The organism is Microlunatus panaciterrae (assembly GCF_016907535.1).
GTDB lineage: Bacteria > Actinomycetota > Actinomycetes > Propionibacteriales > Propionibacteriaceae > Microlunatus > Microlunatus panaciterrae.
The window spans coordinates 2,354,612-2,375,211 of record NZ_JAFBCF010000001.1; the positions used below are offsets into that span (position 1 = coordinate 2,354,612).

18 protein-coding genes are annotated in these 20,600 nt (G+C 68.0%); 9 read left to right on the plus strand and 9 right to left on the minus strand.

Features of this window, described 5'->3' with window-relative positions; all coding sequences use genetic code 11:
• Positions 1 to 86: 86 nt before the first annotated feature.
• Positions 87 to 2,237 (plus strand): GMC family oxidoreductase, encoded by a 2,151-nt coding sequence (locus tag JOE57_RS10650; protein WP_338041257.1) that lies wholly within the window; start codon positions 87 to 89, stop codon positions 2,235 to 2,237.
• A gap of 11 nt (positions 2,238 to 2,248) precedes the next feature.
• Here the strand turns inward: JOE57_RS10650 and JOE57_RS10655 are convergent, their stop codons facing one another.
• The 6 genes from JOE57_RS10655 to acs all read right to left on the minus strand — a co-directional run bounded on the left by JOE57_RS10655 (position 2,249) and on the right by acs (position 9,009).
• On the minus strand, positions 2,249 to 3,154 hold the full coding sequence (locus tag JOE57_RS10655) for an alpha/beta fold hydrolase (protein WP_204917801.1): 906 nt from the start codon (positions 3,152 to 3,154) through the stop codon (positions 2,249 to 2,251).
• A gap of 9 nt (positions 3,155 to 3,163) precedes the next feature.
• The gene (locus tag JOE57_RS10660) at positions 3,164 to 3,649 is read right to left on the minus strand and encodes a phage holin family protein (RefSeq protein WP_204917803.1); all 486 of its coding nucleotides are present in this window, start codon (positions 3,647 to 3,649) and stop codon (positions 3,164 to 3,166) included.
• Between the two features lie 174 nt (positions 3,650 to 3,823).
• On the minus strand, positions 3,824 to 5,113 hold the full coding sequence (locus JOE57_RS10665) for an ArsB/NhaD family transporter (RefSeq protein ID WP_204917805.1): 1,290 nt from the start codon (positions 5,111 to 5,113) through the stop codon (positions 3,824 to 3,826).
• A gap of 12 nt (positions 5,114 to 5,125) precedes the next feature.
• Complete coding sequence (locus JOE57_RS10670; RefSeq protein WP_204917807.1) at positions 5,126 to 5,593, minus strand: CBS domain-containing protein; 468 nt, start codon at positions 5,591 to 5,593, stop codon at positions 5,126 to 5,128.
• Positions 5,593 to 6,846 (minus strand): Na+/H+ antiporter NhaA, encoded by a 1,254-nt coding sequence (nhaA, locus tag JOE57_RS10675; RefSeq protein WP_204917809.1) that lies wholly within the window; start codon positions 6,844 to 6,846, stop codon positions 5,593 to 5,595. Before nhaA ends, JOE57_RS10670 begins: the two co-directional genes overlap by 1 nt.
• Before the next feature lie 201 nt (positions 6,847 to 7,047).
• Positions 7,048 to 9,009, minus strand: a complete 1,962-nt coding sequence (gene acs, locus JOE57_RS10680; protein WP_204917810.1) for an acetate--CoA ligase — start codon at positions 9,007 to 9,009, stop codon at positions 7,048 to 7,050.
• 201 nt (positions 9,010 to 9,210) lie between these two features.
• Between acs and JOE57_RS10685 the strand changes: the two genes are divergently transcribed.
• Positions 9,211 to 9,405 carry a hypothetical protein gene (locus JOE57_RS10685; protein ID WP_204917812.1) on the plus strand — a complete coding sequence of 65 codons (195 nt, stop codon included), beginning with the start codon at positions 9,211 to 9,213 and terminating at the stop codon, positions 9,403 to 9,405.
• 86 nt (positions 9,406 to 9,491) lie between these two features.
• On the opposite strand, the gene JOE57_RS10690 is transcribed toward JOE57_RS10685, so the two are convergent.
• Positions 9,492 to 9,662 carry a hypothetical protein gene (locus tag JOE57_RS10690; RefSeq protein ID WP_204917814.1) on the minus strand — a complete coding sequence of 57 codons (171 nt, stop codon included), beginning with the start codon at positions 9,660 to 9,662 and terminating at the stop codon, positions 9,492 to 9,494.
• Positions 9,663 to 9,777: 115 nt separating this feature from the next.
• Here JOE57_RS10690 and JOE57_RS10695 point away from each other — a divergent pair, with 115 nt between their 5' ends.
• The 4 genes from JOE57_RS10695 to JOE57_RS10710 all read left to right on the plus strand — a co-directional run bounded on the left by JOE57_RS10695 (position 9,778) and on the right by JOE57_RS10710 (position 15,348).
• Positions 9,778 to 10,152 carry a VOC family protein gene (locus JOE57_RS10695; protein ID WP_204917816.1) on the plus strand — a complete coding sequence of 125 codons (375 nt, stop codon included), beginning with the start codon at positions 9,778 to 9,780 and terminating at the stop codon, positions 10,150 to 10,152.
• 112 nt (positions 10,153 to 10,264) lie between these two features.
• Entirely contained in the window at positions 10,265 to 10,861 is a 597-nt protein-coding gene (locus tag JOE57_RS10700) for a TetR/AcrR family transcriptional regulator (protein WP_204917818.1), read from the plus strand.
• A gap of 31 nt (positions 10,862 to 10,892) precedes the next feature.
• The gene (locus tag JOE57_RS10705) at positions 10,893 to 14,003 is read left to right on the plus strand and encodes an efflux RND transporter permease subunit (RefSeq protein WP_204917820.1); all 3,111 of its coding nucleotides are present in this window, start codon (positions 10,893 to 10,895) and stop codon (positions 14,001 to 14,003) included.
• Positions 14,004 to 14,055: 52 nt separating this feature from the next.
• A complete protein-coding gene (locus JOE57_RS10710) occupies positions 14,056 to 15,348 on the plus strand; it encodes an alpha-amylase family protein (RefSeq protein WP_204917822.1) in 1,293 nt (430 codons plus the stop codon).
• A 129-nt stretch (positions 15,349 to 15,477) separates the two neighbouring features.
• Here the strand turns inward: JOE57_RS10710 and JOE57_RS10715 are convergent, their stop codons facing one another.
• Positions 15,478 to 16,239 carry a class I SAM-dependent methyltransferase gene (locus JOE57_RS10715; protein ID WP_204917824.1) on the minus strand — a complete coding sequence of 254 codons (762 nt, stop codon included), beginning with the start codon at positions 16,237 to 16,239 and terminating at the stop codon, positions 15,478 to 15,480.
• Positions 16,240 to 16,256: 17 nt separating this feature from the next.
• Between JOE57_RS10715 and JOE57_RS10720 the strand changes: the two genes are divergently transcribed.
• Positions 16,257 to 16,982, plus strand: a complete 726-nt coding sequence (locus JOE57_RS10720; RefSeq protein WP_204917826.1) for an oxidoreductase — start codon at positions 16,257 to 16,259, stop codon at positions 16,980 to 16,982.
• A 328-nt stretch (positions 16,983 to 17,310) separates the two neighbouring features.
• Here the strand turns inward: JOE57_RS10720 and JOE57_RS10725 are convergent, their stop codons facing one another.
• A complete protein-coding gene (locus JOE57_RS10725) occupies positions 17,311 to 18,099 on the minus strand; it encodes an HAD-IB family hydrolase (protein WP_204917828.1) in 789 nt (262 codons plus the stop codon).
• A gap of 147 nt (positions 18,100 to 18,246) precedes the next feature.
• Between JOE57_RS10725 and ssd the strand changes: the two genes are divergently transcribed.
• Both ssd and JOE57_RS10735 read left to right on the plus strand, forming a co-directional pair.
• Positions 18,247 to 19,323, plus strand: a complete 1,077-nt coding sequence (gene ssd / locus JOE57_RS10730) for a septum site-determining protein Ssd (protein WP_204917830.1) — start codon at positions 18,247 to 18,249, stop codon at positions 19,321 to 19,323.
• Complete coding sequence (locus JOE57_RS10735) at positions 19,320 to 20,471, plus strand: TadA family conjugal transfer-associated ATPase (protein ID WP_204917832.1); 1,152 nt, start codon at positions 19,320 to 19,322, stop codon at positions 20,469 to 20,471. The genes ssd and JOE57_RS10735 overlap by 4 nt, the downstream gene beginning before the upstream one ends.
• Positions 20,472 to 20,600 lie beyond the last annotated feature (129 nt).

The window sequence follows — 20,600 nt, forward strand, 5'->3', positions numbered from 1 at the left end:
ACGACCGGACTGCTCCGGCAGGCTCGGGCGTCCCACCAGATAGTCGTGCTGTTGCATGTCGCCGGCCAACTGAACAGGATCATCACGTGAACAACGAAGCGCCCGCCGCAACAGGGCAGCACGCCGCCGAACCGATCGACGGACTGATCCCGGAACCTGCGGAGCGGCTGCTGCTGCGGGCCCTGCTCGACACCATCGTGCCCGAGGATGACTATCCCTCGGCACTGCAGTCGGGCGGACTGCGCTTCCTCTACGGCGTGCTGACGGGTGACCGCCCCGAATGGCTCGACCGGGTCCGTCGCGCCCTAGCCGTGGTGTCGGCCGCGACCGGCAGCCGTGGTGAGGTGACGTTCGACCGACTGGACATCGATCAGCGGCTCGCGGTCCTGGATACGCTGTCCGACGATCCCGACTACCGGTGGTTCGCCCTCCTGGTCACCGACGGGTTCTACGCCGACCCGGCCAACGGTGGCAACGACGACGCCGCGTCCTGGGACATGATCGGCTGGACGCCCGACCCGGCCGGCGGCTGGCCGTCGAGCAGCGCGCCGATCGACCGGTCTGGCTGGGTCAGCCGCGACGGGCTCCTGCCGCACTACGACGCGATCGTCATCGGCAGCGGCGCCGGCGGCGGCGTGGCCGCCTGTGTGCTGGCCGAGTCCGGCCGCAGAGTGCTCGTGGTGGAGCGCGGCGACTTCCCCACTGCCGACTTCCTCGCCCGGGACCATCTGCGCAACGCCCGGACCGACGTCGGGTTCGACCACCGGACCGCCCCTTCCACCCGGGGGAACCCGCGGACCCTGCAGCTCGGGGGCAGCGCTGTCGAGCTGGTGCCCACCGACGGTCGATGGAGCAACAACGCCATGACCGTCGGCGGTGGCACCCGCATCTACGGTGCGCAGGCGTGGCGGTTCGCACCCGAGGACTTCCAGATGGCCAGCACCTACGGGGTACCGGAGGGCAGCGCTCTGGTGGACTGGCCGATCAGCTACGCCGATCTCGAGCCGTACTATGGCCGGGCCGAGCGCGAGATCGGGGTCAGCGGCTCGGTCATCGGTGATACGTCGGGTGCGTGGCGCAGCACCGACTACCCGATGCCGCCGCTGCCGATCACCCGACCCGGCCAGCTGCTGGCGGATGCAGCCAAACGGCTCGAGATCAGCACGCTCGCGGTCCCGCTCCTGATCAACTCGAAGCCGTACGGCGGTCGCAACGCCTGCGTGCAGTGCGCCCAGTGCGTCGGCTTCGCCTGCCCGGTCGAGGCGAAGAACGGCGCGCACAACACCGTGCTGGCCAGGGCGCTGGCGACCGGCAGAACCTCGCTGCTGTTGGGCACCCGGGCCGAGCGGGTGACCACCGATGCCCGCGGAAGGGTCAGCGGCGTGACGCTGGTCGGTGACATCGGCGGCAGTCAGTGGCGGGCCCAGGTGGACGCCGATGAGGTGATCATCTCCGCAGGTGCGATCGAGACTGCGCGGCTGTTGCTGAACAGCCCCAGCGACCAGGAGCCCGACGGGCTGGGGAACAACCAGGACCAGGTCGGCAGGCATCTGCAGGGGCATGTGTATGCGGGGGCGCTCGGCATCTTCCCCGACCCGGTCAACGACCATGTCGGTCCGGGCGCGGCAGTGGCCACCAACGACTTCCGCCATCACAACCCGGGCATCATCGGCGGTGGCATGCTCGCCAACGAGTTCGTCCCGACCCCGGTGGGCTATCACTCCTACCTGTTCGGGGCCGGTCTGTTGACGCTGCACGGCTTCGAGGCCAAAAGGGGGATGCGCCACCTGGTGCCCAGGATGCAGCGGGTGGTGGGCCCCATCCAGGAGCTCACGTCGGCGGAGGCTCGGGTGCGCCTCGACCGGGGCGTCCGGGACTCCTTCGGCATCCCGGTGGTCAGGCTGAGCGGATCGCACCATCCGGAGGACAACCGCACCCAGGCCTTCCTGAGCGAACGCGCCGCCGACTGGTTGACAGCGGCGGGGGCGCACAGGGTGATCAAGGCGCCCGCCCGCCCGCTGGGTGTCGGCCCGAGCGGTGGCCAGCACCAGGCCGGTACCTGCCGGATGGGTATCGACCCGAAGACCTCCGTCACCGACCCGCACGGGCGGGTCTGGGGCCACGACAACCTGCGGGTGGTGGACGGCTCCCTGAACGTCACCAACGGGGGTGTCAATCCGGTGCTGACGATCTTCGCCAACGCCTTCCGGGTGATGGACCTGATGCTCGCCGAGTGAAGGCGCGCCGGTCAGGACCGCTGCTCGAGCCACTGCAGCAGCGCAGCGGTGAAGAGTTCCGGTGCCTCCTCGTGCGGAAGGTGCCCCACCCGGGGAAGATCAATGACCGTATGCGGGCCGTCGATGTAGGGGCCTGCCGCGGCCATGGCTGCCAGCGGCACGATGGGGTCCAGCTGGCCGTGCACCGACAGCACCGGGCCCGCGAAGGTGGCGTGCAAGGCCCGTCGATAGCTCCGGCCCGCGCTGCGTACCTGGTTGCGCACGAAGCTGCGCTGGTACTCCAGTGCGCAGTGGGGACTCGGCCACAACATCAGGGCGTCACGGTAGCGGCGCGCCTCCGCTGCGTTCGGAAATAGGCTGGCGGGTGCGGTCCTGCTCCGATGGAGGTTCTCGATGAAGGCGCCGTCCTCGGCCATGATCCGGCGTTCGGGCAGCAGAGGGATCTGGAAGAAGGCGAGATCGCGCAGGCCGTGGCGCCACGGGTAGGCCAGCGGGTGCGGAGCGGCGACACTCACCAGGCCGCGCACCTGAGCAGGAGCGTAGGCGACCGTGGACCAGGCGGCGATGCCTCCCCAGTCGTGTCCGACCAGAACGGCGGTGCCATGGCCCAGGCTGCGGATGACGCCGGCGATGTCGCCGGCCGTGGTCAGCGGGTCGTAACCGCGAGGAGTCTTGTCGCTGGCGCCGTAGCCGCGCAGGTCGAGGGCGGCGACGGCAAAACCGGCCTCGTCCAGTGCCGGGATCTGATGCCGCCACGCCCACCAGAACTCGCCGAAGCCGTGCAGCAGCAGCACAAGTGGCCGGTCCGGGGCGAGTGATCGACCGGCGGCCAGATGGAACCGGATGCCGTTGGCAGCGATATCGTGATGCTGCCACGGGCCCTCGATCAGGAGGTCCCGGACGCCGGCGCCCGCCATCGGCTCAGCTCAGCGCGGTGATCCGTTCGACCGTCCGAACGTGTCACGCAGGGCGGCCCGCTCGCTGACCACACGTCCCTCGATCTGCGGTGCCTTTGCGGCCGCTGTGGCGCGCGAGACGGCCCCCTTGACCGCGGCCACCGAGGCGTTGGCCTCGGCGACGGTCTTGTCGAGCCCCTTGATCTTCTTCACGGCCGCTCGGCCAACCAGGGCGAGGATCGCGGCGATCACCAACAAGATCACGGCCATGATCACGAACCCGAGCGCGATCGGGAGGCCGAGGGCGGCGATGCCGAGAGCACCGGCGATGTAGAGGAGGGTGAGGGCGTTCAGGCCGAAGTAGCCGGCCGCCCCGAACAGGCCGGCCCCCACTCCTGCGTTCTTCGCCGACGGGGCGAGCTCGGCCTTGGCCATGTCGATCTCGCCCTGAACCAAGATCTTCACGTCGTCGGTGATGTTCTTGACGATGTCGCCCACCGCTGGGGACTCAGCCATCGCGTATCTCCTTTCGGCCTGTTGCTCGAGTTCTGTCGTCTGGGTGCGCCGGTCGACCCGTACACCCGCCAGCCTGGTTCCCCCGGAGGACCGGGCGCCTGTCAGACTACTGGCAGCCTAACCGGTCCCCCACCGATCCTGCGAGACGAGCGCGATTCGCCCGGGACACCAGACTCAGACGAAGTACCGCAACCAGAGGTACAGCGCGGACAGGGTGATGGTGACGGCGGTCACCACCAACCCATACCTGGTGAACTGCCAGAAGCTGATCCGGGCCCCGTTCCGCTCGGCGATGCCCAGCACGACGACATTGGCTGAGGCGCCGACGGCTGTGGCGTTGCCGCCCAGATCGGCACCGAGGGCGAGGGCCCACCAGAGGACGTGGCTCTTGCCACCGCTGGCCTCGACCAGGTCTGCGGTGATCGGTGCCATGGTTGCGACGTAGGGGATGTTGTCGACGATCCCGGACAGCACCGCGGACCCGACCAGCAACAGCAGTGCCTGCCCCAACGGGTTGCTCCCGGTGGCGGCAGCCAGAGCTGCGGAGAGGTGTGCGATCACACCGGTCTTGATCAGCGCTCCGACCATCACGAAAAGTCCGGCGAAGAAGGCCAGCGTGGGCCATTCCACTTCGTTCAGCACCTCACGGGTCTCCACCTTGGAGATCCCGATCAACAGTCCAGCGCCGAGCAGCGCCACGACACTGGGCTCGTAGTGCAGCACCGGATGCAGGACGAACCCGGCCACCACCAGCGCCAGCACCACCAGACCCTGGATCAGCAGTCGCGGATCATGGATGGCCTCCCGTTCCTCCAGCTCCATCACCTCGGCTGCCCGGACCTCGTCGAAGACGAAGATCTTGCGGAACATCAACCGGCACAAGGCGAGCAGCACCACGATCAACACGGCGCACAGCGGAGCCAGGTTGACTAGGAAGTCGTTGAACGAGAGGCCTCCCCGGCTGGCGATGATGATGTTGGGTGGGTCGCCGACCAGGGTGGCCGCGCCACCGATGTTGGAGGCCAGCACCTCGGCGATCAGGAACGGCGCCGCAGGCAGCGCCAGTCGTTCGCAGACCAGCAGGGTGACAGGTGCGATCAGCAGCACGGTGGTCACGTTGTCCAGCAGGGCCGATGCGAGTGCGGTGATCACCACCAGCATCGCCATCACCCGGAACGGTTTACCCCGTGCCCGCTTGGCAGCCCAGATGGCCACATACTCGAAGACTCCGGTCTGCCGAAGGACACCGACGATCGCCATCATCCCCATCAGCAGGAAGATCACGTTCCAGTCGATGCCGGTGTGCTCGTCGAAGAAGGTTCCGGAGGCGTCGATCGCCCCGAGCGCCAGCATCACGCCGGCGCCGCCGAGCGCGGCGGCCGTGCGGTGGATGCGTTCGCTGATGATCAGGGCGTAGGCACCCACAAACGCGGCAATGGCAGCCCAGCTGACCCAGTCGCTCATCTCGGTCCTCGCTCAGGCCCGCACGTCGAGCAGGCGCTGGAGCAGGTGCGAGGCGGTGATCACTCCGAGCACGGCAGGCTCCTTCTCCTCTGACCGCCGCTCGACCACAGCCACCATCGAGGTGTGCTCGCGGACCATCAAGGCGGCAATCTCGAGCGCAGTGTCATTCGGGTCGGCCACCGACGGCGTCATCGGCGCCTTGGGCAGGCAGTCGCCGACCGTGAGTCCGGCCAGGGCGCGGCTGAGCCTGTCCGCGTGCGGTTCGTCGACGACGGCCGCCAGGGTCGGATCCTCCAGGACGTAGCCGGGCACCAGCAGCTGGATGAGGCGGGAGGCGAGCAGCACCGCGCTGGGCTGGCCCCGGGAGTCGAGCACGAGTACACCCGGCAGTCGCTGCTCGGCGAGCACCCGGGCAGCATCGAGGGCGTCGTCGTCGGACCTGAGGACGGGATGGTGGAGGACAAGATCACGAGCGCGCATCAGGACCCTTCTTCGGCTGGGAGGTCGTCATCGTGGGACTGCCTGGCGGCGGTGCCACCGCCGCGCCGCTGGTTGCCCCGGCGTCTGAGCAGGACGGCCCCCACAACCGCGGCGACCAGGGAGGCGATCAGTACGGCCGCCTTGGCCTGGTCGGCCTTCTCGGTGTCGCCGGCGAACGCCAGGTCGGAGATCAGCAGCGCCACCGTGAAACCGACGCCTGCCAGCACGGCGACCGCGAACACCTCCCGCCAGCGCAGGTCGGGAGCGAGCTCGGCGCGCGTGAACCGGGCGGTGAGGTAGGCCCCGCCGAAGATGCCCAGCGACTTCCCCGCCAGCAGGCCGACCATCACCCCCACCGCCAGGGGCTCGCGGACGAGTTGGCTGAGGACGGCTGGTGAGAGCACCACACCGGCCGACAACAGGGCGAAGACCGGCACGGCGAAGCCGGCCGAGACAGGCCGCCAGAGATGCTCCCAGCGGTCGATCAGCGGGTCGTGGGTAGCGGTCCCGGACCGTGTCAGCAGCCCCAGCGCCACCCCGGCAATAGTAGGGTGCACACCGCTCTGCAGGGTGCAGGCCCAGGTCATGACGGCCAGCGGGAGGTAGAGGTACCAGCCTGGGACCTGACGACGCTGCAGCAGCCACCAAAGGCCCGCACAGCCGGCCGCAGCCGCGAGCCAGAGCAGCTGGATGCCCGAGGTGAACACGGTGGCGATGATGACGATGGCACCAAGATCATCGACGATCGCCAGAGTCAGCAGGAAGGCGCGCAGCGAGGCCGGGAGTCTCGAACCCACTACCGCCAGGATCGCCAGGGCGAAGGCGATATCGGTCGCCATCGGGATCGCCCAGCCCTGCGGCTGACCACCAGGGATCGGCACGTTGACAGCGAGGTAGAGCGCGGCCGGAACCACCATGCCACAGGCGGCCGCGGCAATCGGCACCAGCGCCTCGGCCGGACGGGACAGCGATCCCACGGTCAGCTCACGCTTCAGCTCCAGTCCGGCGACGAAGAAGAAGATGGTCAGTATCCCGTCGGCGGCCCAGTGCTGAAGGCTGAGCGGCCCGAGTTGCAGATGCCGGACGTGGTCGTAGGAGGAGGTGCCGAGGTTGGCCCAGCCGAGTGCGACGACCGTGGCCACCAGCATCAGTGCGCCACCGACGGTCTCCTGACGCAGCACGTCTGCGACGGCGATCTGGTCGCGGCTGTCCGCAGCGCCGAACAGAACGAGCTTCTTGCGGGCGAGGTTCATCTACTTCTTCCGGGTCGGCGGCAACAATCGCCGACCAGACTTCCCGGCACACCCGTGCAATGGCGGCCACTCTACCTGGTCAGCTCACCGACGGTGGCTGCAAGGAAACGACCACTCGTTGACGCGAGTGGCACGGCGCCCTCCGCGCGCGGCACCCGCGAGTCTCACGAGTGGTCGATTCCTTGCGCTCGTCGTGCTGGGTCAGTCCTCGGCTGACGAAGAAGAACTGAGATTCTCCTTGATGAGATGCATCACGCTGGAGTCAGTCAGGGTGGTGACGTCGCCCAGCTCCCGATTCTCGGCAATGTCGCGCAACAGCCGTCGCATGATCTTGCCCGAGCGGGTCTTCGGCAGCTCCTCCACCACCATGATCTGGCGCGGCTTGGCGATCGGACCGATCTCCTTGGACACATGGTTGCGGAGCTCGGTGACCACATCGGGTCCGCCGTCACCGGCATCGCCGCGCAGGATGACGAAGGCCACGATCGCCTGTCCGGTCGTCTCGTCGGTCGCGCCGACCACGGCCGCCTCCGCCACCTTCGGGTGGGACACCAGTGCGGACTCGATCTCCGTCGTCGAGAGGCGGTGGCCGGACACGTTCATCACGTCATCGACCCGGCCCAGCAGCCAGATGTCGCCGTCGCTGTCCTTCTTCGCGCCGTCGCCGGCGAAGTAGGCGCCCGGGAACCGCGACCAGTAGGTCTCGGCGTAGCGCTTGTCGTCGCCCCACAGCGTCCGCAGCATCGCCGGCCACGGCTTCCGCACCACCAGATAGCCGCCCTCACCGTCGGCGACCGGGACGCCTTCGTCGTTGACGACGTCGACCACGACGCCCGGGATGGCCCGCATGGCCGCTCCGGGCTTGCCCTCGGTCACGCCCGGCATCGGGGAGATCATGTGCATCCCGGTCTCGGTCTGCCACCAGGTGTCGACCACCGGGGTCCGGTCTCCGCCGATGAAGTGCCGGTACCAGACGTACGCCTCCGGGTTGATCGGCTCACCCACCGATCCGAGTACCCGGAGCGAGCTCAGGTCGAACTTCTCCGGATGCTCGGCCCCCCACTTCATGAAGGTGCGGATGGCGGTCGGCGCGCAATAGAGGATGCTCACCTTGTACTTCTCGATCAGCTCCCACCAGCGACCGCGGTGCGGCGTGTCCGGCGTCCCCTCGTACATCAGGCTGGTGCTGCCGTTGGCCAGCGGGCCATAGACGAGGTAGGAGTGCCCGGTCACCCAGCCGATATCGGCCGCGGTCCAGAAGATGTCGGTGTCGGGCTTCAGGTCGAAGGTCGCCCACTGGGTGTAGGAGGTGCCGACCAGGTAGCCACCGGTGGTGTGCAGGATGCCCTTCGGCTTGCCCGTGCTGCCGGACGTGTACATCACATAGAGGGGGTGCTCGGCCGGGAAGTTCTCGTACGCGTGCTGGGTGGACTGCTTGCCGACGAACTCGTGCCACCACAGGTCGCGGCCCTCGGTCATCGGGGTGTCCTGCTTGGTCCGTTGGACGACCAGCACGTTGCGGACCGTCGGGCACTCCAGCAGCGCCTCGTCGACGGCCGGCTTCAACGGCGACGGCGACCCGCGACGGAAGCCGCCGTCGGTGGTGACCACGATCTCGACACCGCAGTCCTGGATCCGGGTGGCCAGCGCTTCGGCCGAGAAACCTCCGAACACCACCACATGCGGGGCGCCGATCCGAGCGCAGGCCAGCATGGCCATGATCGCTTCGGGGATCATCGGCATGTAGATGGCGACGCGGTCACCCGCTTTGACGCCGAGCTCGGTCAGCGCGTTGGCCGCCTGGCACACCTCGGCCGTCAGCTCGGCGTAGGTGATCGACCTGGTGTCTCCCGGCTCGCCCTCGAAGTGGTAGGCGACCTTGTCGCCGAGCCCGTTCTCGACGTGACGGTCGAGGCAGTTGTAGGCGGCGTTCAAGGTGCCGTCGGCGTACCACTTGGCAAAAGGCGCGTTGCTCCAGTCCAGCACCTGGGTCGGAGCCTTGCCCCAGCTGATCCGCTCGGCCTGCGCTGCCCAGAACCCCTCGAAGTCAGCGTCGGCCTGCTCATACGTGGCGGTCGTCACATTGGCGTGCGCCGCGAGCTCGGCCGGGGGCGGGAACCGCCGGTCTTCACGCAGCAGATTGGACAGGGCTTCGTCGCTCACTGGAGATCCTCCTCGGGGATGATTCGATCGGCTTCAGACTACCGAGGCGGCTTCGACCGCCACACGTAACCTGACGGAAACGGGTCTCGGGCTGAGATCGTTCGTGGAAAGTCCTCGTCCTGGGGGACACTGGAGATGTCCCAAAGCGTGTCAGTGTCGCCACCGCGTTGACGATCACCAGCACGAATGAGGAGCAAGACCATGAATGGAACGCCCATGGGCACGATGACCCAATGGATCAGGACCGAAGCTGAGCTTCGCGATTGCCCGAACGAGAGCTACGACACCAGGTCGATCCTGGCTCCGCAGTTCCGTCGGAACAAGGAGCAGCGGTCGATGGTCAGGCCGGGTCGGCTGCGGCCGGCACTGGCGACAGAGGGTGGCAAGGGGATCTGACCCACCGAAAGTTGACATGACGCAGCCGGTGCACCGAGTTCGTAGATCTCGGTGCACCGGCTGTCGTCTGTGCAGGCCACCGGCAGCTATCCGACGATCTCGCTCTTCTCATCGCGGGTCGCCAGCGACAGCTTGAGCAGGATCTGCTTCACCTGCGCGACCACCTCTGCCTCGTCGTGTCCAAAGGACCGCAGATAGGTCAACATCGCGTTATGGACCATCGCCAACTCGGCATCGGTCAACTGGATCGTGTTCATAATCACAGACTAGGCCGGATCTGCCCCAAGATGGTCGACCGCATCTGCTTCGTTGGACGATCGTGTCATGCCCAGCGTCGCTAGATTGGTCGTAGTCGCGGTGAGGGGAGGCCAGATGAAGGTGTTGCAGGTGGCTCAGCGGGCTGCCGATCTCGAGCGTGCGGCAGCCTGGTACTCCGACCTGCTCGGTGTCGGACCAAGCGCAGTCTTCGATCCGCCGGGCCTGGTCTTCTTCCAGGTCGATGGGGTGCGGCTGCTCCTCGACCGGGGGGCGCCGACGGCGCTGCTGTATTTCGAGGTCCCCGACGTCAGAGACTTCGCCAGGAACTGGCGCGAGCGTGGCGGGGTGGTCGAAAGCGAGCCGCACGTCATCTTCAGCCATGCCGATGACGCACTCGGCCCGGCAGGGACCGACGAGTGGATGGCCTTCGTCCGCGATTCTGAGGACAATCTGGTCGGGCTGGTGAGCAGGGCACCGTCCTCCGGTTAGCTGCGGGCGCCGTTCCGATTGACGGCCGGCCGGGACCGGCCTAGGGTCGGGATGAAACGATCGCGTTTCATCCGTCGCGGACTGCCGCGAGGCCCTGCGACCCCTTGGACCGATGACGACCACATCACCGCGTAGCCGCCCCCGGGTGGAGGGCGAACGTGAGGCTGAGATCTTCTCCGCGACCCGCCAACTGCTCGTCGAGTACGGCTACGACCGACTGACCCTGGCCGCCGTCGCGTCGGCCGCGAAGGCCAGCAAGGCGACGCTCTATCGCCGTTGGTCGGGCAAGGCCGACCTGGTGATCGACGCCGTTGCCGGTGGTGGCGCCGATCGGGTGATCGATACCGGTTCGCTCCGCGGTGACCTGATGGCGGCTGCCGAGACGCCTGGTGACCTCGCCGACGATCTGCCCGGAATGATCGGGGCGTTGGTGGCCGCCCTGCATCGGGACGCGGAGCTGACCGAGGCCTTCAGAACGAGGTTCCTCGAGCCCAAGCTGACCCAGACCCGGACGATCTTCGAGCGTGCCCGGGATCGCGGCGAGGTCGCCGGACAGGCCGACCTCCAGACCCTGGGCTCCATCCTGCCCGCCCTCTGCAGCCACGAGGCGTTCCTGTTCGGGGTCCAGACCACCCCTGAGCGCATCAGGCAGATCATCGACGAGGTCGTGCTGCCCGCCTGCCGGGCCACCCTCGACTCCGACAGCTGACCTCGCACCACGGATACGAAAGCAGAATCACATGTCAACGCTGGCGCACCTCAGCCTCCGCAATCGGGCCCTGATCGCCCTCGTCACCGTGTTCGTGATGATCTTCGGCGTCATCACCACCACGCAGCTGAAGCGCGAGTTGATCCCGTCGCTGACGATCCCGACGGCGGTGGTCTACACCACCTACCCGGGAGCTTCGCCGCAGGTCGTCGAGGAACGGGTGACCGTCCCGGTCGAGCAGGCCGTGCTGGGGCTTTCCGGGTTGGAGTCCTCGTCGTCCACTTCGAGTACCGGCGTCTCGGCGGTGACGGTCAACATGACCTACGGCACCAACATGTCGACCGTGCAGCAGGATCTGCAGGCGGCGATCAGTCGGATCAAGGCCCTGCTTCCCGATGAGGCGGACTCCCAGGTGATCACCGGCAGCATCGACGACTTCCCGGTCCTGCAGCTGAGTGTCACCGACGAGGGGTCCAAGAGCGCCCTCGCCGAACGGTTGAAGACCGTCGTCGTGCCGGAGCTGGAGAAGGTGGACGGCGTACGGGCCGTCTCAGTAGCGGGCGCCCCGCAGCCCCGCGTCCAGATCGATCTCGATCTGAAGAAGCTCACCGCCGCCGGTTTGGCGCCGACCGCCGTTACCGGTGCCCTGGGGGCCAGCGGCGCGGTCATCTCGGCCGGAACGCTGACCGAGGGATCGCGGACACTGGCTGTCACCGTGGGGAAGCGGCTCCGGTCCGCCGCCGACGTGGCTGGACTGCCGATGGTGAACCCACGCGGTCAGCAGACCACCATCGGTGACGTGGCCAAGGTCACTGACGCGGTGGCGCCCGCCACCTCGGTGGCCAGGACCAACGGCAAGGATTCGCTGTCCCTGTCGATCACCAAGACACCGGACGGCAACACCGTCGACGTCAGTGACGCTGTCAACGCGGCGCTTCCCGACCTTGCCAAGAAGCTCGGCAAAGGCGCCGCCTTCACCACCGTCTTCGACCAGGCCCCGTTCATCACCCAGTCCATCGACGATCTCACCACCGAGGGTGGCCTCGGCCTGCTGATGGCCGTCATCGTGATTCTGGTGTTCCTGCTGTCGGTGCGGGCCACCCTGGTGACGGCGATCTCCATCCCGGTCTCGGTACTGATCACCATGATCGGACTCAGAGTGAGCGACTATTCGCTCAACATCCTGACGCTGGGCGCCTTGACGATCGCCATCGGACGCGTCGTCGACGACTCCATCGTGGTGATCGAGAACATCAAGCGGCACCTGTCGTACGGCGAACCCAAACTCACGGCGATCCTGACCGCTGTCAGAGAGGTGGCATCGGCCATCACCGCAGCCACCATGACGACTGTCGCGGTGTTCCTGCCGATCGGCCTGGTCGGCGGCCAGGTGGGGGAGCTCTTCCGGCCGTTCGCGGTCACCGTTGGGCTCGCGCTGCTTGCGTCGTTGCTGGTCTCGTTGACCATCGTTCCGGTGCTGGCCTACTGGTTCCTGCGCTCGCCGGGCGGCCGGGTGGTCCCGGCCGAGGTCCGCCACAGGGCGGAAGAGAAGGAGCGCACCTCGATCCTGCAACGGGGTTATCTGCCGCTGTTGCGACGCACCATCCGGCATCCGGTGATCACGCTGCTGCTTGCCGCAGTGATCCTGGGTGGGACGGTGGCGCTCACCCCGCTGCTGCAGACGAACTTCCTCGGATCCAGCGGCCAGAACACGCTGACGGTACGGCAACAGTACGAGCCTTCCCTCAGCCTGGACAGCAAGAGTGACGAGGCGCGGAAGGTCGAGCAGGCCATCCGAGACGTGCACGGAGTGGTCACGGTGCAGACGACGGTCGGCAGCAGCGGGGGCGCCGAGGCGGCTTTCGGAGGCAGCAGCAGCGACTCAGCCATCTTCTCCGTCACCACCGACGAGAAGGTCGACCAGGCCACCATCGAGGCGGACGTCAGGGCGTCACTGGACCGGCTGCCCAATGGTGACGCGCTCACCGTCTCGGCCAGTGACTCCGGGTTCGGCAGCAACGCGGTGGAGGTGGTGATCAACGCCCCCGACTCCGGCAGGCTCAGCGATGCCGCCACTGCCGTCCTGACGGAGATGAAGAAGGTGCCCGGGGTAGCTGAGGTCAGCTCCTCCCTGTCGGCCGACCAACCGATGATCCAGGTCAGTGTCGACCGGGCCAAGGCGGCCAAGGCAGGAGTCAGCGACCGGGCCGTGGCGCAGACCCTGAAGGGAGTTCTGGCGCCGGCCACGGTCGGCTCGATCGAGACCGGCGGCAGCACCCAGGACGTGGTGCTGAGCAGCGGGGACGTCCCGGTGAGCCTGGACGAGCTGCGAGACCTCATGATCAACAGCTCCACCGGTCAGGTGAAGCTGCGGGACGTCGCGCGGGTGGAGGAGGTCAAGGTGGCCACCTCGGTGGCCCACACCGACGGCCAACGCAGCGCCACAGTCTCACTCACCCCTGCCGGTGAGAACCTGCGAGAGGTGAACGCAGCAGTCACTCAGGCCCTGACCCGGGTCGACCTGCCGGAGGGGGTGGACGCGAAGCTGGGCGGGGTGACCGCAGACCAGGCGGACGCCTTCACCCAACTCGGACTGGCGCTGCTGGTGGCCATCGCCATCGTGTACGTCGTGATGGTGGCGACCTTCAAGAGCCTGATTCAACCTCTCATCCTGCTCGTCTCCGTGCCGTTTGCCGCCACCGGCGCGCTACTGGCGTTGTTGATCACCGGCACGCCTCTGGGCGTACCATCGTTGATCGGGCTGTTGATGCTGGTCGGCATCGTGGTGACCAACGCCATCGTGTTGATCGATCTGGTGAACCACTACCGGACAGCAGGTCAGTCGATCGAGGATGCACTGATCAACGGGGCCAGGCAGCGACTTCGACCTATCCTGATGACGGCGGTGGCGACGATCATGGCGTTGACCCCGATGGCCCTCGGCGTCACGGGGGGCGGGGTGTTCATCTCGCAGCCGTTGGCCATTGTCGTGATCGGTGGCCTGATCTCCTCGACGGCGCTGACGCTGGTGCTGGTGCCGGTGTTGTACGAGCTCGTCGAGACCACCAAGCGCCGTCGAGCGGAGCGGCGGGGACTGGAGTCCGCGGGTGCGGAAGCCGCTCCGCGCAGGGCCGCACTGTGAGGCCCCGGGGCGGGAGCTGGCCGACCCAGCCCACTGCTGGAAGGATGCACAGATGACCTTGTGGGCAGATCATGCGATCTTCTGGCACGTGTACCCGCTGGGCTTTGTGGGCGCAGCCAAGGAAGCACCCCTGCAGACCGGGGTGGCGCATCCGCTGGGCAGGTTCGAGGGGTGGTTGGACTACCTCACCGACCTCGGTTGCTCGGGGCTGATGCTGGGTCCGATCTTCGCCTCTGCCAGCCACGGCTATGACACCGTCGACCACTTCCGGATCGACCCCCGGTTGGGGGACGACGCGGACTTCGAGCGGCTCCAGCGGTTGGCATCGGAGCACGGTCTGCACCTGGTGCTGGACGGCGTGTTCAATCACGTCGGTCGCGCCTTCCCGAAGTTCGTCGAGGCCGAGTGCGCCCCGGAGTCTGCCGCGGGGCGGTGGTTCAGGCGCCGTGATGGCGGCTGGGACACCTTCGAGGGCCACGACCAGCTGGTCTGCCTGAACCATGACGAGCCCGAAGTGCTCGACTACGTCGTCCAGGTCCTGCGTCACTGGCTGGATCGGGGCGCATCCGGTTGGCGGCTGGACGCCGCCTATGCAGTGCCGACCGGCTTCTGGCGGAAGGCGATCGAGCAGGTGCGCGAGACACATCCGGAGGCCTGGTTCGTCGCCGAGGTGATCCACGGCGACTACGGAGACTTTGCGCGCGCCTCGGGAGTGGACTCGGTCACCCAGTACGAGCTGTGGAAGGCGATCTGGAGCAGCCTGAACGACGGCAACTTCTTCGAGCTGGAATGGACGCTGCAGCGCCACAACGACTTCCTGGCCTCGACCACGCCCCTGATCTTCGTCGGCAACCACGACGTGACCCGGATCGGCACCCGGGTGGAGGATGAGCGCCGTCTCCAGCATGCGCTGGTCGCGCTGCTCACGGTGGGCGGCATCCCCTCCATCTATGCCGGCGACGAGCAGGCGTTCAGGGGAGTGAAGGAGGACAGGGTCGGCGGCGATGATGCGGTCAGGCCGGAGTTCCCGCCGACGCCCGGCGGTCTGGCGCCCTTCGGTTGGGCGACCTATCGCCTGCATCAGAGGCTGATCGGTCTCCGACGGCGGCATCCCTGGCTGGTTCGGGCGAGGACCGAGACTCTCCAGGTCGCCAACGAGAGTCTCGCGTTTCGCACGTTCGATCCCGACCACCCGGCGCGGCAGCTGGTCGTGCTACTGAACATCGGCGCCTCGGCCGTCTCGTTCGATCTGCAGCCGGGTGGGCTGGACCGGCTCGAGGGTTCGGGTGAACACTCCGGCGATGTCGTCGAAGCACACGGGTGGCGCATCCTCGGGTCCCACTGACGCCGGGACGGCGCCCACGGACGTCCGCACCGGCCGTTGATGATCATGACCATGACGATCATGATCATCATCGACCTTCGGTCGCGAAGGTGGAGCGACAGCGTTCAGGGCCGTTGTGGGGCAGCCGGATCAGAAGCGCAGGGGGATCTCCAGGCCGTCGTCGTCGGGATCGGTCAAGGTGAGCTGGGAGTGATCCACCTCTGCTCGCCAGCAGGATGCCTGGAAGGGCAGCAGCAGCGGCTCAGGTGGCCGCGCGGAGGTGTCGTAGAGCTCACCCACGTCGCGCAGGAGCTGCTCTCGAACGTCTGCCGGGAGATCTCGGGTCGATGGTCGTCGATCGACCAGCTTGATCAGTCCGGAACGGGTGATCGGCACCCAGTTGCGGAAGTCACGACGCTGCAGCGGACCGAAGTAGGGGCTCTCGGCCACCATCTCGATGGAGTCGACACCGAAGTCGCCGGTCATCGAGTTCGGGTCCGCCTCCCGCATCAGTCGGGTCAGTCGCTTCACCCACGGCACCGTGTCGTCACGCGTGTTGTAGGCGATGCCCAGATGCCCGCCAGGCACCAATACCCGGGCGATCTCTGACAATGCCAGGCCCGGTGCGAAACGGTGCAGGGTCTGCGAAGCGGTGACGACGTCGAAATGACAGGACTCGAACGGCAGTGCCTCGGCTCGGGCCACCAGGTGGAGCCGGGTGCCGAGCCGCTCGGCGACGGCAGCCACGTTGGCCGCCTCGCGATCCAGACAGAACACCTGGTGGCCATCGCCGGTCAGCATCTCAGCGAAGGCTCCCGACCCGGAGCCCAGGTCGAGCACCCGCCGTCGGCTGCCACCCACCAGCCAGCCTGGCGCAGCGGCTGGATAGGGAGTACGTCGAGGTCGATCCATACGACAGACTCTAGAGCGTGACCGATCCGCTCGCCGACCTCGCTCGGCTGGAGGGCGTACCCTCAGCCGTGGTAGCCGCCAGAGACGCCGTGGATGCCGTTCTGCGCGATCGCGGGCTGCGCCAGATCCCGGCAGCGACGACAGCCGAGGCCCTGCTCGCCGGAGCCAGCGCCTCGGCAGAGCTGGAGGGCGACCGGGAGCGGTGGTTGCCCGGGGCGGTGCGACTGTCGACCGAGCTCATCGATCTGGCCCAGCTCATCCGGACCTCGCCGGGTCAGGTGCTCGCCAGGGCACACACCCTGCTGGCGCACGGCCAGGCGCCAGAGGAGTCCCTCGGCCGCCTTCGGCCGGGTGGCGAGGTCTCGGAGCGCGTGCGAGGCCTCAACCAGACGCTGACCGGCCGGACCGAGGCGCCGGCTCTGGTGCTGGCCGCGGTGGCTCACGCTGAGCTTGCCACCCTGGTGCCGTTCGGCCCCGGCGACGGGATCCTCGGCCGCGCTGTCGAGCACATGATCTTGATCTCGGCTGGGCTCGACCCGCGGGCGGCGACAGTCCCGGCCGCCGGCCATCTTCGGGCCGAGCGACAGGGCGGAAGTTACTTCGCATCGCTAACGAGTTATCGCAGCGGGACTGCGCGGGGGGTGAGGGATTGGCTGATCCATTGCGCCCGGGCGGTCGCCTACGGCGCTGAGCTGTCACCGTTGGCGCAGTCGCCACCCGGGGGCGGAACGGCCCGGACGTGATACGGCGCCCGTAATCCTACGGGCGCCGCCTTGCGTGGCAGTCGAAGTGACCATGCGTGCAGTTCTCAACGTTGGTCCGGGACAAAGCCTGGACTCAACTGCCCGTTGCGGATGGGTGATCGCCGCGTGGGTACTTCGGTGCCGCGCCAGGTCCTCTGCATCGTCAGTCCCGACTGCGCCGGAACCACTTCAGGTTCCGCAGGAGTTAACCTGGTCACGCACTCAATACCAACGAGTCAGCATTCCTTGACACCTTTCTACCGTGAACTCGACCGGAAGAAAAGGGTTGGGGTGAAAGATAAATCCGTCGAGCCGGGGGGTTCGGACGTCAGCCGGTGGTCTCCTCGATGCCTCGGCGACGGCCCATCCAGAACGCGATCGCGACACCGACCAGACCGACCGCCAGGAAGGTCATGATCAACTGCGACCGGTCCCGCCCCGGGTTGAAGACTGGGGCCCGGCGGAACTCGAGAATGGGCCAGGAACTCGCGGCGGCGATCCGCCGCAGATCGCGGTCGGGGTTGACCGCGTGCGGGTGCCCGACAACGGCCAGCATAGGCTGGTCGGTGCCCGAGTCGGAGTAGGCGTACGACGCCTCGAGGTCGTAGCCGCGTTCGGCCGCCAGCTCCCGGATGGCCTCGGCCTTGCGTTCGCCGTACATGTAGTCGGCGATCTCGCCGGTGTAGCTGTCGTCGCGTTCCACCATCCTGGTCGACAGGACATGATCAACTCCGAGCAGCGCTCCGATGGGTTCTGCGAGGTCGGCGCCGGTCGACGTGACGATGATCACGTCGCGGTCGGCCAGCTGGTGTTGGCGAATCAGCTCGACCGCCTCGGCATAGACCAGCGGGGAGACGATCTGGGCCAGATGCGCCTTGACGACCCGGCGCAGCGTGGTCGTGTTCCAACCGGCGACCATCGCCGACAGATAGGTCCGCATCTTCTCCATCTGGGTGTGGTCCGCCCGTCCTGTGGCGAAGGCGAACTGGGCGTAGGCGCTGCGGGTGAGATGCCGCCTGGTGAGCAGCTGCGCCTCATACAGCGGGCCGGCGAAGGCCAGCACGCTCGCCCTGGCGATGATGGTCTTGTCGAGGTCGAAGAATGCCGCGCTTCCCACAGCCGGAGCCTACGCGTTGTGGTGTCGGCTGCGCAGCGTCTCCCGCGTGCTGGCCGCGCTGTCCACAGGGCCGGATCTCGTCGAAGCGTCATCCACAGATCTCAACGGAGGTGACCGATTCCCGAGGCGCCGGCACAACCTTCAGGCATGGAGCTCCGAGCTGCCGACCCCGCCGGCACTGCACTGTTGGTGGTCAGCGCTGACACGGCGCTCCTGGAACGGATCCTGGCAGTGACGGCATCGGCCGGGCTCGAACCGGCCGTGCTCGCGGACCCGGCAACCGTGCGGCCCCTCTGGTCGGGTGCCTCGATAGTGATTGTCGGCGTCGACCTTGCTGAACAGCTGGCTGGGCTCGTGCTGCCGCCTCGACTGCAGGTCTATCTGGTGGCCGATGACGAGCGGCGTGACGACGCCTGCTCCTGGTCGGCGCCGCTCGGGGCGGCAGTCGTGGCCCTGCCAGCCGGCGTCGGCCTGCTCGCTGCCGCGGTGACAGGCGCGGGCGGTCACCGCGGCGGTGGGCGGGTGCTGGGCGTGGTCGGTGGTTGCGGTGGCGTGGGAGCCTCGACGCTGGCCGCCGGTCTCGCTGTGGTCGCCGCCGACCGCGGGCTGAAGACCCTGCTTGTTGACGCCGACCCGTTGAGTGGTGGCCTCGACCTGCTGCTGGGCGCCGAACGGGTGGAAGGATGGCGCTGGCCGCGGCTGGTGTCCGCCCGGGGCAGCCTTGGTGACCTGGCTGGGCAGCTGCCGAGATCGGCCGGCGTCGATGTGCTGTCCGCAGCACGAGGCGAACCGACGACGGGGCTGCCCGCTGCGGCCATCCGCGCGGTGCTGACTTCGGCGCTGCGGAGTCATGACCTGGTGATCGTCGACCTGAGCCGCGACCTTCCACCGGTCGCCAGGGAGGCGCTGCTGCACGCGCATTGCACCTTGCTGCTCGCGGCTGCCGACCTGCGCGGTGCGGCGGCAGCGCGACAGGTGCGCCTTCAGCTGGTCGAGACGGCAGCCGACCTGCGGCTGGTCGTCCGCAGCTCGCAGCCGTTGGCCCTGGACTCCCGACTGGTCTCTTCGGGACTAGGGCTCCCGTTGCTGGCGACTGTTGCGGACGACCCGACACTGCGGGGCGGCGTGGAACGAGCCGACCCACCCGGGCGGGTCAGCCGTGGCCCGTTGGCTCGCGCCTGCCGGAAGATCCTGGACGGTGTGAACGCGGCGGAGGCGGCATGAGCGTCGCTGACGACCTGGATCCGATCCGCGACCAGCTGATCGGCTTGGGCCGGGCTCACACACCAGCCGATGTGGCGCTGGCCATGAAGTCGGCGGGAGAGGTGGTCACTGATGAGTCCCTGCTGGAGACGCTGGAGGCGCTCCGCCGGGAGAGCGTCGGAGCCGGTCGGCTCGAGCCGCTGCTGCGGGCGGAAGGTGTGACCGACGTTCTGGTCAACGGGCCGCACCGCGTCTACGTCGACCGTGGCCACGGTCTGGAGCTGACCGATGTCCGCTTCCGCGACGAGGCGGAGCTGCGTCGCCTGGCGCAACGGTTGGCTGCTTCGGTCGGCAGGCGACTGGATGAGGCGGCCCCGTTCGTCGATGCCCGGCTCGGCGACGGCACCCGGGTCCACGCCGTACTGGCGACGCTCGCTGCGCCCGGCACCTGTCTCAGTCTGCGGGTGCCGGCCCGACGAACCTTCTCGCTGCGCGACTGTGTCAGCGCCGGCTCGCTCAGCCACGGTGCGGCCCAGCTGCTGGGTCAGATAGTCGAGTCCCGGCTGGCGTTCCTGGTCAGCGGTGGCACCGGTTCCGGCAAGACCACTCTGCTGGCCGCTCTGCTGAGTCTGGTGCCGCCGGCTGAACGGATGGTGATCGTCGAGGACTCCCGGGAACTGGCGCCGGACCATCCCCACGTCATCCGGCTGGAGTGCCGACCGCCCAATGCGGAGCGCGCCGGGGCTGTCACCCTGACCGACCTGGTGCGACAGTCGCTCCGGATGCGGCCGGACCGGTTGGTGGTCGGGGAGGTCCGAGGGGCGGAGATCTGTGACCTGCTGACGGCGATGAACACCGGGCACGAGGGCGGCTGCGGCACCGTCCACGCCAACTCGGCGACCGATGTACCGGCCCGGCTGGAGGCGCTGGCGGCGCTGGGGCGGCTGAGGAGAGACGCCCTGCACGCCCAACTGGCCGCCGCGCTGGATGTCGTGATCCATCTGCGCCGGGACCCCACGGGCCAGCGCCGGGTGGCGGAGATCCACGTCCTCGTCCGAGACCCAAGAACCGGGCTGGTAGCGACAAGGATGGCCCTCTCCTTCGGGTCCGACGGGACGGTCCAACGCGGGCCGGGCAGTCGCCGGATGGAAGCCCTGGTGGGCCGATGACCGCCGTGTCGGCGGGTTTCGCCGCTCTCACCATGCTGTTGTTGCTGCCACCCTCGGGCGGTGGAAGGCTGCTGCGACGCCTTGGCGGCGGCGCACCCACAGACAGCCGGTCGGCAGGATCACCTGGTC

What these genes read in the sequence shown, in the direction of transcription:
- JOE57_RS10655 (WP_204917801.1), bottom strand. Translation starts at nt 3,154, where the DNA reads ATGGCGGGCGCCGGCGTCCGGGACCTCCTGATCGAGGGCCCGTGGCAG.
- JOE57_RS10690 (WP_204917814.1), bottom strand. Translation starts at nt 9,662, where the DNA reads ATGAACACGATCCAGTTGACCGATGCCGAGTTGGCGATGGTCCATAAC.
- JOE57_RS10665 (WP_204917805.1), bottom strand. Translation starts at nt 5,113, where the DNA reads ATGAGCGACTGGGTCAGCTGGGCTGCCATTGCCGCGTTTGTGGGTGCC.
- JOE57_RS10695 (WP_204917816.1), top strand. Translation starts at nt 9,778, where the DNA reads ATGAAGGTGTTGCAGGTGGCTCAGCGGGCTGCCGATCTCGAGCGTGCG.
- JOE57_RS10670 (WP_204917807.1), bottom strand. Translation starts at nt 5,593, where the DNA reads ATGCGCGCTCGTGATCTTGTCCTCCACCATCCCGTCCTCAGGTCCGAC.
- JOE57_RS10685 (WP_204917812.1), top strand. Translation starts at nt 9,211, where the DNA reads ATGAATGGAACGCCCATGGGCACGATGACCCAATGGATCAGGACCGAA.
- nhaA (WP_204917809.1), bottom strand. Translation starts at nt 6,846, where the DNA reads ATGAACCTCGCCCGCAAGAAGCTCGTTCTGTTCGGCGCTGCGGACAGC.
- JOE57_RS10710 (WP_204917822.1), top strand. Translation starts at nt 14,056, where the DNA reads ATGACCTTGTGGGCAGATCATGCGATCTTCTGGCACGTGTACCCGCTG.
- ssd (WP_204917830.1), top strand. Translation starts at nt 18,247, where the DNA reads ATGGAGCTCCGAGCTGCCGACCCCGCCGGCACTGCACTGTTGGTGGTC.
- JOE57_RS10660 (WP_204917803.1), bottom strand. Translation starts at nt 3,649, where the DNA reads ATGGCTGAGTCCCCAGCGGTGGGCGACATCGTCAAGAACATCACCGAC.
- JOE57_RS10705 (WP_204917820.1), top strand. Translation starts at nt 10,893, where the DNA reads ATGTCAACGCTGGCGCACCTCAGCCTCCGCAATCGGGCCCTGATCGCC.
- JOE57_RS10700 (WP_204917818.1), top strand. Translation starts at nt 10,265, where the DNA reads ATGACGACCACATCACCGCGTAGCCGCCCCCGGGTGGAGGGCGAACGT.
- JOE57_RS10735 (WP_204917832.1), top strand. Translation starts at nt 19,320, where the DNA reads ATGAGCGTCGCTGACGACCTGGATCCGATCCGCGACCAGCTGATCGGC.
- JOE57_RS10715 (WP_204917824.1), bottom strand. Translation starts at nt 16,239, where the DNA reads ATGGATCGACCTCGACGTACTCCCTATCCAGCCGCTGCGCCAGGCTGG.